Genomic DNA, 12,095 nt, shown 5'->3' with positions numbered 1-12,095 from the left:
CCTAGTCCGAATTCCCTGCTTCGCCATCCCCGGATTTCGGCAGCGCCAACCTTTCAAGCTTGGCCCGGAGCCGTTTGCGCCGCCGGTTCTGCTGCGCCCTCAGAACTGGCACCACGAGAAAATAGCAAAGCGTGGCAGAGATCGCACCGGGCACCAGGCCACCGATGAGGTAGGGCAGGAAAATGTCGTCGTAAAAAATCGCGAGGCCATGCCAGTCCGGCTTGGCCGGCGAAAAGAGCGCCAACAGGTTATGGGTCAGGTCCTTGCCCGCGTTCATGAACTTTGTGCCGATCGAATGGGGGTCCTGATGCGGACCCAACCCGAAAATCCAGCGCCCGAACCCCAGTGACGCAGCCGCAATCGGCAGATAGGTCAGCGGATTGCCAAAGAACGTCGCCATGAGCGCGGCCAGAATATTCCCGCGCATCAGACGTGCGATCAGCGCTGCGATCACGAAATGCAGGCCGTAGAACGGGGTAAAGGTGGTAAAAACACCAGCCCAGACGCCGCGACCGATTTTTTCAGGGGTGTCCGGCAGGCGTTGCAGGCGGCGCTGGACATACCAGAACGCCCGACGCCAACCCCCGTCGGGATACACGGCAGAGGCCATGACCCGCCAGGCCGGTCGCCTGTCCCTGCGTTTGAACACCCGGTTTCCCCTCGCCTCGTCGGTTAAGCGCCAGATTGCCCCGGATCACGCTGCCGCGACAGGTTGGACACATTGCTGTCCGCCTCGATGGCGGTGACGACGCGGTGCAGATGGTCGGCGTCCCGCAAATCCACGTCAATCAGCAACCTAAAGTAATCCGGCTTGCGGTCGATGAATTTCAGGTCGGAAATATTCGCGTCCTGTTCACCAATCAGCGTACAGATCCGTCCCAGCACCCCTGCATCGTTCGTGATCGAGATGTCGAGGGTCACTGCATGAACGGGTTTATGTTGGCCCTCTTGCCACCGCAGATCAACCCAACGGTCCAGCTGATCCTCGTAGTCGACCAGTGCCTCGCAGTCGATGGCATGCACCCGCACGCCTTGGCCACGGTAGGTGATCCCGATGATCCTCTCGCCCGGAACGGGCTGACAGCAGGCTGCACGCTGAAACTTCTGGTCGTCCCGCAGACCCACGACAGCGCGGCTAGCGTCGACCTCACCGGTCGGACGTGTGTCCAGATCGGGATAGATGGCGCGCACGATGTCGCGCGCCGAAATCTCTGCGCTGCCCAAGCTGGCCAGCATGTCGTCGGCCGATCCCATCGCCAGCGTCTTTGCCGCCGTGCGCAGGGCCTTTTCCGTCATCTTCTTGCCTGCATTCTCAAAGGCGACACGGACCAGCTCGCGTCCCAATCGCACGTAGCGATCACGATCCTCTTCGCGCAGGAACTTGCGAATGGCCGTCTTGGCACGACCTGTCACGGCAATGTCGATCCATGTCGATTGCGGCGTCTGTCCGGCAGCGGTGATGATTTCGACCGATTGGCCATTTTTCAGGCGGGTCCATAGCGGCACGCGCAGGCCGTCGACCTTGGCCCCTTGACAGGTTGTGCCGATACGCGTGTGAATGGCATAGGCAAAGTCGATTGGCGTGGCACCACGCGGCAGCTTGATCACTTCGCCCTTGGGCGTGAAACAGAACACCTGGTCGGTGTACATCTCCAGCTTGACCGCCTCGAGAAAGGCGTCGTGATCCTCGTCGTCCTCCAGTCGTTCGGTCAGTGCACTGATCCATTTCACCGGGTCGACCGCAAATCGGTTCTCGACCCTCTCGCCGTTCTTGTAGGACCAATGCGCAGCCACGCCGGTTTCGGCGACTTCGTGCATTTCGCGCGTGCGGATCTGAACCTCAACCCGGCGGCCGTCACGGCCGGACACGGTCGTATGGATCGACCGATAACCGTTGGTTTTCGGCTGGCTGATATAGTCCTTGAAACGCCCCGGCACCGCGCGCCAACGTTGATGGATCGCGCCAAGGATGCGGTAGCAATCGCCTTCGGTCGCGGTGACGATCCGGAATCCATAAATATCGGACAGGCGGGAAAACCCCTGATCCTTTTCCTGCATCTTGCGCCAGACCGAATAGGGCTTCTTGGCGCGCCCCATGACCTCGGCATCGATATCGGCGCGTTCCAACTCGACCCGGATATCGGACGTAATGCGGTTCACCACATCGCCCGATTCGCGCTGCAACATGATGAAACGGCGGATGATCGAATTGCGGGCCTCAGGGTTCAGCACGCGAAACGCCAGATCCTCGAGTTCCTCGCGCATCCATTGCATCCCCATCCGCCCCGCGAGAGGCGCATAGATATCCATGGTTTCGCGCGATTTCTGGGCCTGCTTTTCCGGGCGCATCGACCTGATGGTGCGCATGTTGTGCAGACGGTCGGCCAATTTGACCAAGGTCACACGCAGGTCGCGGCTGGTCGCCATGAACAACTTGCGAAAATTCTCGGCCTCTTTGGTTTCACGGCTGTTGAGCTGGAGGTTTGTCAGTTTCGTGACGCCATCCACAAGTTCCGCAATTTCCTGACCGAACCGTTTTTGCACGATGGCGAAACTGGCTGGCGTATCCTCGATCGTATCATGCAGCAGGGCCGTGATGATCGTGGCATCGTCCATCTGCATCTTGGCCAGCGATTCGGCCACGGCGACGGGATGTGTGAAATACTTTTCACCGGAATGGCGAAATTGCCCCTCGTGCATCTGATCGCCGAACGCATAGGCGTCGGCGATCAATGCTGAATTCGTGCGGGGGTTGTAGGTGCGGACCAGTGCGATCAGGTCATCGGCTGTCGTCATCGTGGTCCGGCACTCTCATGTCTGGGCCGGGGGCCGGCCGTCAGCGTTGACCCTGCGCTTCCATCAAGGCGCGCAGCAGCTTTTCTTCGGACATATCGTCCTCGACCGGCTTGTCCGATTCGGCACCCATCAGCAGGGCCATCTGGTCCTCTTCGGGTTCATCGACTTCGATCTGGGTCTGGTTCGCCTCGATCATGCGCTCGCGCAGATCGTCGGCCTGCTGAGTCTCGTCTGCGATTTCGCGCAGGGACACGACAGGGTTCTTGTCGTTGTCGCGGCTAACGGTCACGGGCGAACCTGCTGCGATTTCACGCGCACGATGCGCGGCCAGCATGACGAGTTCAAACCGGTTCGGGACCTTGTCGACACAATCTTCGACGGTAACGCGGGCCATCGGCACACTCCTGTTGTTGTCCGAAATGGATAGCAAGCCATGCTCATGCCACGCATCGCCCCGAAAGACAACCCGATTTCCCGTCCTGTCAAGCCTCTTGTCGGTCAGACCGCACGACACCTTTGCGTTGGTCCGCCGGCAGTTCGGCGCACATCTGCCGAACGGATTTACCCAGCACCGGATGAACCCAATCGGGTGCCACGTCGCACAGAGGAATCAGCACGAATCCCCGATCCTGAACCCGCGGATGCGGCAGGATCAGTTCCACAGGCCAATGCTCCTGCTGATCCTCCAACGACATGTTGCGCCATGCCGACTGCGTTGTGACGCAAGGTAATATCAGGTCACCCAATCCGATCAGATCAAGATCAATCGGTCGCGGACCCCATCTTTTCTGGCGTATGCGCCCTGCGCGAGCCTCGATCTCATGCAGGCGTGCCAAGATATCTTCCGGTTCGAGCAGCGTCGGCACCGCCATCGCCGCATTCGTAAAATCCGAACCAATTCCAACAGGATAGGCGTCAGTGTCATAAAGCGCAGACAGCCGCACGTCCGGACCGCCTTCCAAGGCGACAGCGACGGCTCTCGCAGCGATTGAAACAGCCTGCTGACGCTCGCTCGAAGCGTCAGACCCATTGCCCCCCAATGCGACAAGCGCGATTCTGCTTGGTGCCGTCACGGTCTGCTTGCAACCTCATTACCCGCTCTCATATAGAACCAGTCTCTTCGCTACTTTGGCAGATGTCAGCCTCTGTTTCTGAAAATTTTTAACGGCTTTCAAAAAGGCTACGTGATGTTTTACCGCGACGAAAGATTGGCCCTCTTCATAGACGGGGCGAATCTCTATGCTGCAGCCAAAGCGCTCGGCTTTGATATCGACTACAAACTGCTGCGCGCGGAATTCATGCGGCGTGGCAAGCTGCTGCGCGCATTCTACTACACGGCGCTTTTGGAAAATGACGACTTCTCTCCGATCCGTCCGCTGGTCGACTGGCTGAACTACAACGGTTTCAACATGGTGACCAAGCCGGCCAAGGAATTCACGGATTCCATGGGCCGTCGCAAGATCAAGGGCAACATGGACATCGAGCTGACCGTCGATGCAATGGAACTAGCCCCGCATGTCGATCATATCGTACTGTTTTCCGGCGATGGTGATTTTCGCCCGCTTGTTGAATCCCTCCAACGCAAAGGTGTGCGCGTTTCCGTGGTTTCGACCATTCGCAGCCAGCCCCCGATGATTGCAGACGAACTGCGTCGCCAGTGCGACAATTTCATCGAACTGGATGAACTGCGCGATGTCATTGGCCGCCCACCGCGCGAGCCACGCGGGCAATCAGACGAAGACCAAGCAATAACCGAAGCAGACTGACCCGCGTAGACCGAACGAGCGATGCAAGGCCCGCAGCATGATCCTGCGGGCCTTTTGTTTGGGTAGAACCGCACACTGGACCTGCTGCATAAGCCCGCCTATCTAGACAGCACACGGACCGAAAGGCACCCCATGTCAAAGATGCCCCTGACACTCTACCTTGCCGCGCCGCGCGGGTTCTGCGCCGGTGTCGACCGCGCGATCAAGATCGTGGAAATGGCGCTGGACAAATGGGGTGCGCCCGTTTTCGTCCGGCACGAGATCGTGCACAACAAATTCGTGGTCGACGGTTTGCGCGACAAGGGTGCGGTTTTTGTCGAAACGCTGGACGAATGCCCCGATGACCGGCCTGTCATCTTTTCCGCGCATGGTGTCCCCAAGGCGGTCCCCGCCGCTGCCGCCAAACGCGAGATGGTCTATGTGGACGCAACCTGCCCCCTGGTCAGCAAGGTCCATATCGAGGCGCAGCGCCACGCGGACAACGGGTTGCAGATGATCATGATCGGCCATGCAGGCCATCCCGAAACAGTCGGCACGATGGGGCAATTGCCAGAGGGTGATGTGCTGCTGGTCGAAACGGTCGAGGACGTGGCACATGTGGATGTGCGCGACCCCGAACGGCTGGCATTTGTGACGCAGACCACTTTGTCTGTGGATGACACCATCGACATCGTCGAGGCACTGAAAACCCGGTTCCCGGCAATCGTCGGCCCCCACAAGGAAGACATCTGCTACGCTACGACAAACCGCCAGGAGGCGGTCAAGGCGATGGCCCCGAAATGTGACGCCATGCTGGTTGTCGGCGCGCCGAATTCGTCCAACTCGAAACGCCTCGTCGAAGTCGGAACCAAGGCAGGTTGCCCCTATTCCCAGCTGGTCCAACGCGCGGCAGATATCGACTGGCGCGCCTTGGACGGGATCACGTCAATGGGCATCACCGCCGGGGCATCTGCACCCGAGGTCCTGATCGAAGAAGTCATCCAGGCCTTCAGGGATCGTTACGAGGTGACGGTCGAAATGGTCGAAACCGCGGTCGAAAATGTCGAATTCAAGGTGCCACGCGTTTTGCGCGAACCAGCCTGAGGGGACCACCCGTCAGATCGCGATGGCGGCCTGCAAGACAGGATCAGCTTCGGCGGAAAAACGGTATTCGACGTCTGAGAACCGATCCTGTGGAAAACCATACAGGAACCGCAACCCGTCCTCGCCTGCCACAACGCAATGTTCGGCATCGGCGGGGATGTACAAGGCAACGCCCGGTCGCAAATCGTGGTCAATTCCGTCGATCGTGACGATCCCCTGCCCCGACAGGCAAAAGTAGAACTCGCACGGTGAATGGCGGTGCGAATGCAATGTGCCCGCCGGTCCGAATTCCGCCACCCCCAGCGTCAGGCTGGATGTCTGGGTCCGGTCGCCGGAAAACAACGTCCGCCACTGTACGGTACCGCGCCGGGGGTCATCAAAAGCCTCGAGCGGTGCGTGATCAGCATTTGCCACGGTCGCAACCGCCTGTGTCAGAAAATCCATGCCAACGCCTCCTCGCTGGTTCACCCTCGCAGGTATTTGGATCGCGACTCATCGCCATGTCCGCACTATTTCCGACACCAAAGGCGACAAAACGACGTGTCGCGTTGTGCAACGCCCGGCAGATCATCTATCAAACGCCTATCTGATCCATCCAAGCACAAAGGCCGACCCTGATGTTTCGCATTCCGACCGGACCACTTGTCCTGGGCCTTGCCGGGCTTTTGCCGTTTCTATGGGGCGCGTTGACGGCAATGGTACCAGCACTGGGCGACTGGGCCCTGCTGACGCTGGGCGGACGGTTCACCGCACCCTTTGTGCAGCTGTCATACGGCAGTGTGATCCTGTCGTTCATGTCCGGTGTCCTGTGGGGCTTTGCCACGCGACAGGACCGCTGGTTGCCCTATGCGTTGTCGGTCATTCCCGCCCTCTGGGCATTCTTCATGGTCGGCGGCGGACCGACAACGGCCGCGATCAACCTGGTTGCGGGTTTTGTCGGCCTGCTGCTGCTGGACTGGCAATTTGCAAAGGCCGGTTGGGCCCCACCATGGTGGATGAAACTGCGCGCCCTGCTGACGGGCATCGTCGTGATCAGTTTCCTGCCGCTGATCCTGTAACGCAACGCGCCCGGGACTGGACACCGCGACCACATACCTTGATGAGAGGCCCAGCTTTACCCGCCGAAAGACCTGATCCATGCCCAAGCTTTTTGCCTATACAGATGGTGCCTGTTCCGGAAATCCCGGCCCCGGCGGATGGGGCTGCCTGCTGATCGCACGCGAAGGCGACACCGTGATCAAGGAACGCGAATTGCAGGGCGGTGCCGTCAAGACGACCAACAACCAGATGGAACTGCTGGCAGCGATCAGCGCTCTGGAATCCCTGACGAAACGAAGTGCGATCACGATCGTGACAGACAGCTCTTACGTCAAGGATGGGATCACGACCTGGATACACGGCTGGAAAAAGCGCGGCTGGCAGACCGCAGCCAAAAAACCCGTCAAGAACGAAGAACTGTGGAAACGGCTTGATGCCGCGACCCAATCCCATGACGTCAGCTGGGAATGGGTCAAGGGGCACGCAGGCCATCCTGAAAACGAACGCGCCGATGCGCTTGCGCGGGCCGGCATGGCACCCTTCAAACCATGATCGCGGTAGACCTGCCCGACCTGATGCCGATGCTGGTCGCACTTGACTATGCATCTGTGTTCATCTTTGCGATTACCGGTGCGTTGGTCGCCAGCCGCGCGCAGCTTGACGTGGTGGGGTTTGTTTTCGTTGCGGCCCTGACGGCGACCGGCGGCGGCACGCTACGCGACGTCTTGTTGAACCGTGACATGGTGTTCTGGATCGCGGACCCCACCTATATCGCCGTCGCGGGGATCGCTGCGATCATCGTATTTTTCACCGCCCACCGACTCGAAAGCCGCTATGCCGGGATCGTCTGGTTCGATGCCTTGGCACTGGCTGTCGCCGTGCCCGCAGGCGTCGGCGTGGCGCGCGCCATGGGTATGGACTGGCCAATCGTTTTGATCATGGGCATCGCGACGGGATGTTTCGGGGGCCTGATGCGCGACGTTGTCTGCAACGAAGTGCCGCTGGTCCTGAAACAAGGAGAGCTGTACGTGACCTGCGCCCTCGCGGGGGCGGTGGCTGCGGTGACCTGTCAGGCGTTCGGCCTGAATGGGGCTGCACCATTGCTCGTCTGCGCATTGACAACATTCGCCCTGCGGGCTGGCAGCATCACACTGGGTTGGCGTCTGCCTGTCTACAAAGGTTTCCCTCCCCGCCAGTAGGGGACGGCGGGCGGGGCGTCGTGCCGGGCGCAGTCCGATGCACGCGCGTCGTCTAGCCGACCCGCAACACGATCTTGCCGATGTGATCGCCCGCTTCCATACGGGCATGCGCCGCGTGCGCTTCGGCCAGGGCAAATTCCTGGTCCATCACGGGACCGATGCGGCCTGCCGCCAGAAGCGGCCAGACCCGTTCGCGCAGATCGCTGGCAATCCGTGCCTTGGCCAGATCGCTTTGCGGGCGCAGGGTGCTGCCCGTCAAGGTCAATCGACGGGTCATCATCTGCACGAAATTCACATCGGCCTTTGCCCCACCCAAGAAGGCGATCTGCACAAGACGCCCATCATCGGCCAGCGCAGCAATGTTGCGCTGGATATAAGAGCCGCCCACCATATCCAGAATGACATCGGCCCCGCCGTGCTGTCGCACGATCTTGACGAAATCCTCATCGCGATAGTTGATCAGAACCTCTGCCCCTAGGTCACGGCAGGCGTCCAGCTTGGCCGTGGTGCTGGCCGTCGTGAATACCCGCGCCCCGAACGCATGGGCCAATTGAATGGCCGTGGTTCCGATACCCGATGATCCGCCGTGCACGAGGAAACGTTCACCGGCCCGCAAGCCACCGCGCAGGAACACATTGGACCACACGGTAAAGAAAGTTTCGGGCAAACAAGCTGCCTGTTTCAGGCTCAATCCCTTAGGTACCGGCAGGCAATGCGCCGCCGGGGTTGCTGCGTATTCCGCGTAGCCCCCGCCGGGCAACAGCGCGCAAACCGCATCGCCAACCGACAGCCCGGTCACGTCGGGCCCGACGCTGTAGACCTCGCCTGCGCATTCCAGACCCGGCAGGTCGGATGCCCCGGGCGGCGGATCATAGGCACCGGCACGTTGCAGCGCGTCGGGGCGATTCACACCTGCATAGGCCACCTTGATCACCACCTGCCCTGCCCCGGCCACCGGCATGGGGCGGTCGGTCAAGGTCAGAACCTCCGGGCCACCGGGTTTGGCGATTTCAACGGCCTGCATCATCGTGGTCCGGCCTTGCGCCACATGCCCGGCACCTTGAAATCCTGCCGCGCTGCTGGTGCACGGACCATTCCGGCCAGCCGGCCCAGCGGACCGGTCAGCGGTTTCAGCAAAGGATTCGCATTCACCTTGGCCTTCAGCTTTTCAATCTGCATGACCTCGTCGATGCGGCGGTCGATGAAATCATCCGTTGCCGTATGATCCACCGACTGATCGCCCAGCCAATACAGCACGACAGACGCCCAGACCCCCGACAGCGTGGCGCGTTTCGTGTACCAGTTCACGTCGTCGGATGTATCGCCCAGCGCGGTCCAGATCGCATCGGCCGTGCCCCACATCAGTTTGGCACCTTCGGGGGCGAGATGCGGCAACGCAAACAGCGTCGTGCCGCGGCGCACCGCCTCCTTGTCTTCGGTCACGTCAAGGCGGATGCGCAATGCGCGGGCGACCCGATCGCGAAACCGCAGATCTGCCAGATCAGCCTCGGCCAGCGCCTCTTTCATCTTGCGATCGCCCTCGGTGTGAAACAGCACGGCAAGGTCGGTCGCACCGCGCGGACACAGCGACCGGGCCCGGTCCGGCGTCACGTCAGACGCCGCGATCGCGGCCTTGAACGCATCTTCGGACCAACCATCAAAGGCGACATGCGGCAGTATCGCGTCAAGTAGCGCGCGCTTGGCGGGATCGGTATACATCATCGGTTCTCCTTGCCTGTCAGCAGACTAGACAAGTTAGTGCAGCGCGGCTATAGGACCAACTCCTGCAATTTTTGCAAATCTGACTAGAAAGGTGGTGAAAACCACATGCAGGTTAGTGTTCGTGATAACAACGTCGATCAGGCGCTCCGTGCTCTGAAGAAAAAACTTCAGCGTGAAGGTGTGTTTCGTGAAATGAAGCTCAAGCAGCATTTCGAGAAGCCCTCCGTCAAGAAGGCACGCGAGAAGGCCGAAGCGATCCGCCGTCAGCGCAAGCTGGCACGGAAAAAGGCCCAGCGCGAAGGTTTGCTGTAAGGCATCCCCTTTTTCGACTGAACGCACTGACCTCCGCCCGGCAACGGGCGGGGGTTTTTTCATGGACAAGTCCCACCGCGTCCTCACAATACGGATGACAGCCCGGTCCGCCCTGACAAATGGACCGGTGCCCGAGGAGACGGATCATGGCAACACTTTGCGAAAACTGCCCCCTGCGCAAACAGCCGCTGTTCGTCGGCATGTCCGACAGCGACGTGCAGACGATGCAGAAATTCAAGGTAGGCGAATTGAGTGTCGATCCCGGCACACCCCTGCTGATCGAAGGCTCGAACAGTCCGCAGCTGTTCACAGCGTTGCGCGGCATGGCGATCCGGTACAAGACGACCGCGGACGGGCGTCGCCAAGTCGTGAACTTTGTTTTTCCGGGGGATTTCATCGGCCTGCAATCCGGGCTCATGAATGAAATGTCCCATTCGGTCGAGGCCCGGTCGAAAATGACGTTGTGCGTTTTCAATCGATCAGAGCTGTTCAGTTTCTTCAAATCCCACCCAGAACGCGCCTTTGACATCACGTGGTTGGCCGCCGTCGAGGAACATTTTCTGGGCGAAGCTCTGACAACAGTCGGGCAGCGGACGGCGAAACAATCACTGGCATGGGCGCTGCTGCGGATTTTCGAACGTGGCCGGATGATCGGGCTGGTGCGCAACCGCGCCATGGATCTGCCGTTCAGACAACAGGATATTGCCGATGCGCTGGGGCTGTCGCTGGTTCACACCAACAAGACCCTCGGCCATCTGCGCGAGAGTCAGTTGGTGAACTGGTCCGACGGTCAGCTGACAATCAACGACACGGATAAACTGGCGGCTGTCGCCGGTGTGGAAACCGATCTGGTGCCGCGCCGTCCGCTGATGTGATCATCCGGTGCGCAGATATGCCGCCAATGCGGCCTCGCCCGCACGCAAGCCGTCGACCGAAGGGACATCGTCCAGACGTGCAAACAGTTTCAGCCGCGCCTCGGGCGTCATTTCGGTCAACGCAATCACGGCAGGATGAATGTAGCTGTTGCGCGCCACGGTCGCCGTATTGTGCAATCGCGCGCCCGCAGCCTCGCTCATGGCCTTGATTGTGAAAGTATCGTTATCCTGTGCGGCGCAAAACGCAGCATGGGTCCCGTTCCAGGTGCGCAGTGTCTTGGCAGTCACGTCCTCACCGCAGATGTCGCGCAGCAATGTATTGATATGCTCTGATCGGATGGCATGGGCGTCGCCACTGTCGTCCAGATAGCTGATCACCGTCGCCCCCGGCAGATCCTGACAATCCTCAAGGACTGCGGCCAGGCGGGGTGCATACAGATCCTTTTCGACCTGCTTGCCACCTTTGGCGGCATAATCCAGCCTCAGATGGCCATCCTCTACCGCAAGGTGTTCCGGCAATAGCGTCGTTGCCCCGTAGCTGCCGTTTTCGGATGAATAGGTGCTGTGTCCGACCCGCATCGATGCGCGATCAATCAGCGCCAGCGTGGCGGCAAGGGCCGTTTCGAAATCACCGACATCACCGCGCAATCGCGTTTCGATCCACCGTCGCAATGCAGGAAGCCTGTCTGCCAGTTCATTCAGGCAGTCGAATTTCAGGCGCGCATGCAATTCTGTCCATTCGGCATGATAGCGGTATTGCTTGCGGTCTTTTTCGTCGAACCCTGTCGCCTGAAGATGCCCAAGGTCGAGCGGACAGATCCAGACATCATCATACGCAGGTGGAATGCCCAAAGCACCGATCCGGGCGCGCTCTGCCTGGTCATCAATGCGGGTCCCGTCAGGTGCAAGATAGCTGAATCCACGTCCCGCGCGCCTGCGACGAATGCCCGGTTCACTGTCAGGATAATAGATCAGGTCTGTCTGACCTTGCAGGTCCGCGAATGACATCAGGCGCGCTCTACCTCTGTGACGGACTTGAAGACGGCGCTGCCGTCCTCCTGCTCGATGTAGAATGATGGTTCATCCTCGCTGGCGTCGCGAGTCACCTCTGCACCGTCGATCTTGAGAGTTCTTTTTTGTGTGTAGACCTTGGTCACAGTGCCGGTACCGGTGCCATTGCCCCAGTTCCACTGCACTTTGTCGCCTTCGGTAATATTTGACATGGTCATGTTCTCCTGTGGTCACCGCCCAAAGATCCGGAACCACATGGGTTCCGGATCAGTCGACGAAACGTCGGAGGGAGG

At 60.0% G+C, this 12,095-nt stretch carries 16 protein-coding genes; 7 read left to right on the top strand and 9 right to left on the bottom strand.

Annotated elements, in window-relative coordinates; all coding sequences use genetic code 11:
• Position 1: 1 nt before the first annotated feature.
• From BMX27_RS02635 to folK, 4 genes are all read right to left on the bottom strand, one after another.
• Entirely contained in the window at positions 2-610 is a 609-nt protein-coding gene (locus BMX27_RS02635; protein WP_090158337.1) for a DUF2062 domain-containing protein, read from the bottom strand.
• A 62-nt stretch (positions 611-672) separates the two neighbouring features.
• On the bottom strand, positions 673-2,796 hold the full coding sequence (locus tag BMX27_RS02630) for a RelA/SpoT family protein (RefSeq protein WP_090158336.1): 2,124 nt from the start codon (positions 2,794-2,796) through the stop codon (positions 673-675).
• Positions 2,797-2,836: 40 nt separating this feature from the next.
• Positions 2,837-3,190, bottom strand: a complete 354-nt coding sequence (gene rpoZ / locus BMX27_RS02625) for a DNA-directed RNA polymerase subunit omega (RefSeq protein ID WP_056030505.1) — start codon at positions 3,188-3,190, stop codon at positions 2,837-2,839.
• A gap of 88 nt (positions 3,191-3,278) precedes the next feature.
• A complete protein-coding gene (gene folK, locus BMX27_RS02620) occupies positions 3,279-3,869 on the bottom strand; it encodes a 2-amino-4-hydroxy-6-hydroxymethyldihydropteridine diphosphokinase (protein WP_090158335.1) in 591 nt (196 codons plus the stop codon).
• 114 nt (positions 3,870-3,983) lie between these two features.
• Here folK and BMX27_RS02615 point away from each other — a divergent pair, with 114 nt between their 5' ends.
• Positions 3,984-4,562: a LabA-like NYN domain-containing protein gene (locus BMX27_RS02615; protein ID WP_090158334.1), complete on the top strand. Its 579-nt coding sequence runs from the start codon at positions 3,984-3,986 to the stop codon at positions 4,560-4,562.
• A gap of 132 nt (positions 4,563-4,694) precedes the next feature.
• Entirely contained in the window at positions 4,695-5,645 is a 951-nt protein-coding gene (gene ispH / locus BMX27_RS02610) for a 4-hydroxy-3-methylbut-2-enyl diphosphate reductase (RefSeq protein ID WP_090158333.1), read from the top strand.
• Between the two features lie 12 nt (positions 5,646-5,657).
• Here ispH and BMX27_RS02605 read toward each other — a convergent pair whose 3' ends face one another.
• Complete coding sequence (locus BMX27_RS02605) at positions 5,658-6,089, bottom strand: cupin domain-containing protein (protein WP_090158332.1); 432 nt, start codon at positions 6,087-6,089, stop codon at positions 5,658-5,660.
• Between the two features lie 173 nt (positions 6,090-6,262).
• On the opposite strand from BMX27_RS02605, the gene BMX27_RS02600 reads away from it, so the two are divergent.
• The 3 genes from BMX27_RS02600 (at position 6,263) to BMX27_RS02590 (ending at position 7,882) form a co-directional block, all read left to right on the top strand.
• Complete coding sequence (locus BMX27_RS02600; RefSeq protein ID WP_090158331.1) at positions 6,263-6,703, top strand: DUF3429 domain-containing protein; 441 nt, start codon at positions 6,263-6,265, stop codon at positions 6,701-6,703.
• A gap of 79 nt (positions 6,704-6,782) precedes the next feature.
• On the top strand, positions 6,783-7,235 hold the full coding sequence (gene rnhA, locus BMX27_RS02595) for a ribonuclease HI (protein ID WP_090158330.1): 453 nt from the start codon (positions 6,783-6,785) through the stop codon (positions 7,233-7,235).
• Positions 7,236-7,258: 23 nt separating this feature from the next.
• The gene (locus BMX27_RS02590) at positions 7,259-7,882 is read left to right on the top strand and encodes a trimeric intracellular cation channel family protein (protein ID WP_090158724.1); all 624 of its coding nucleotides are present in this window, start codon (positions 7,259-7,261) and stop codon (positions 7,880-7,882) included.
• Positions 7,883-7,934: 52 nt separating this feature from the next.
• Here BMX27_RS02590 and BMX27_RS02585 read toward each other — a convergent pair whose 3' ends face one another.
• Positions 7,935-8,909 (bottom strand): NAD(P)H-quinone oxidoreductase, encoded by a 975-nt coding sequence (locus BMX27_RS02585; protein ID WP_090158329.1) that lies wholly within the window; start codon positions 8,907-8,909, stop codon positions 7,935-7,937.
• Positions 8,906-9,601 (bottom strand): COQ9 family protein, encoded by a 696-nt coding sequence (locus tag BMX27_RS02580; protein WP_371260080.1) that lies wholly within the window; start codon positions 9,599-9,601, stop codon positions 8,906-8,908. The genes BMX27_RS02585 and BMX27_RS02580 overlap by 4 nt, the downstream gene beginning before the upstream one ends.
• Before the next feature lie 108 nt (positions 9,602-9,709).
• Between BMX27_RS02580 and rpsU the strand changes: the two genes are divergently transcribed.
• Both rpsU and BMX27_RS02570 read left to right on the top strand, forming a co-directional pair.
• A complete protein-coding gene (rpsU, locus tag BMX27_RS02575) occupies positions 9,710-9,916 on the top strand; it encodes a 30S ribosomal protein S21 (protein ID WP_056030482.1) in 207 nt (68 codons plus the stop codon).
• Positions 9,917-10,062: 146 nt separating this feature from the next.
• Positions 10,063-10,791, top strand: a complete 729-nt coding sequence (locus BMX27_RS02570; RefSeq protein ID WP_090158327.1) for a Crp/Fnr family transcriptional regulator — start codon at positions 10,063-10,065, stop codon at positions 10,789-10,791.
• Here the strand turns inward: BMX27_RS02570 and BMX27_RS02565 are convergent, their stop codons facing one another.
• Both BMX27_RS02565 and BMX27_RS02560 read right to left on the bottom strand, forming a co-directional pair.
• Entirely contained in the window at positions 10,792-11,799 is a 1,008-nt protein-coding gene (locus BMX27_RS02565) for a DNA topoisomerase IB (protein WP_090158326.1), read from the bottom strand. It abuts the gene before it with no gap.
• Positions 11,799-12,020 (bottom strand): HVA1 family protein, encoded by a 222-nt coding sequence (locus BMX27_RS02560; protein WP_319004464.1) that lies wholly within the window; start codon positions 12,018-12,020, stop codon positions 11,799-11,801. The genes BMX27_RS02565 and BMX27_RS02560 overlap by 1 nt, the downstream gene beginning before the upstream one ends.
• Between the last annotated feature and the right edge of the window lie 75 nt (positions 12,021-12,095).

It is taken from the genome of Loktanella sp. DSM 29012 (assembly GCF_900110705.1).
Classification (GTDB): Bacteria; Pseudomonadota; Alphaproteobacteria; order Rhodobacterales; family Rhodobacteraceae; genus Loktanella; species Loktanella gaetbuli.
This window is presented reverse-complemented; position numbering and strand designations above follow the sequence as displayed.

What these genes read in the sequence shown, in the direction of transcription:
- BMX27_RS02635 (WP_090158337.1), bottom strand. Translation starts at nt 610, where the DNA reads ATGGCCTCTGCCGTGTATCCCGACGGGGGTTGGCGTCGGGCGTTCTGG.
- rpoZ (WP_056030505.1), bottom strand. Translation starts at nt 3,190, where the DNA reads ATGGCCCGCGTTACCGTCGAAGATTGTGTCGACAAGGTCCCGAACCGG.
- BMX27_RS02560 (WP_319004464.1), bottom strand. Translation starts at nt 12,020, where the DNA reads ATGACCATGTCAAATATTACCGAAGGCGACAAAGTGCAGTGGAACTGG.
- BMX27_RS02585 (WP_090158329.1), bottom strand. Translation starts at nt 8,909, where the DNA reads ATGATGCAGGCCGTTGAAATCGCCAAACCCGGTGGCCCGGAGGTTCTG.
- BMX27_RS02600 (WP_090158331.1), top strand. Translation starts at nt 6,263, where the DNA reads ATGTTTCGCATTCCGACCGGACCACTTGTCCTGGGCCTTGCCGGGCTT.
- BMX27_RS02630 (WP_090158336.1), bottom strand. Translation starts at nt 2,796, where the DNA reads ATGACGACAGCCGATGACCTGATCGCACTGGTCCGCACCTACAACCCC.
- BMX27_RS02570 (WP_090158327.1), top strand. Translation starts at nt 10,063, where the DNA reads ATGGCAACACTTTGCGAAAACTGCCCCCTGCGCAAACAGCCGCTGTTC.
- rpsU (WP_056030482.1), top strand. Translation starts at nt 9,710, where the DNA reads ATGCAGGTTAGTGTTCGTGATAACAACGTCGATCAGGCGCTCCGTGCT.
- BMX27_RS02565 (WP_090158326.1), bottom strand. Translation starts at nt 11,799, where the DNA reads ATGTCATTCGCGGACCTGCAAGGTCAGACAGACCTGATCTATTATCCT.
- BMX27_RS02605 (WP_090158332.1), bottom strand. Translation starts at nt 6,089, where the DNA reads ATGGATTTTCTGACACAGGCGGTTGCGACCGTGGCAAATGCTGATCAC.
- ispH (WP_090158333.1), top strand. Translation starts at nt 4,695, where the DNA reads ATGTCAAAGATGCCCCTGACACTCTACCTTGCCGCGCCGCGCGGGTTC.
- BMX27_RS02580 (WP_371260080.1), bottom strand. Translation starts at nt 9,601, where the DNA reads ATGTATACCGATCCCGCCAAGCGCGCGCTACTTGACGCGATACTGCCG.
- rnhA (WP_090158330.1), top strand. Translation starts at nt 6,783, where the DNA reads ATGCCCAAGCTTTTTGCCTATACAGATGGTGCCTGTTCCGGAAATCCC.
- BMX27_RS02615 (WP_090158334.1), top strand. Translation starts at nt 3,984, where the DNA reads ATGTTTTACCGCGACGAAAGATTGGCCCTCTTCATAGACGGGGCGAAT.
- BMX27_RS02590 (WP_090158724.1), top strand. Translation starts at nt 7,259, where the DNA reads ATGCCGATGCTGGTCGCACTTGACTATGCATCTGTGTTCATCTTTGCG.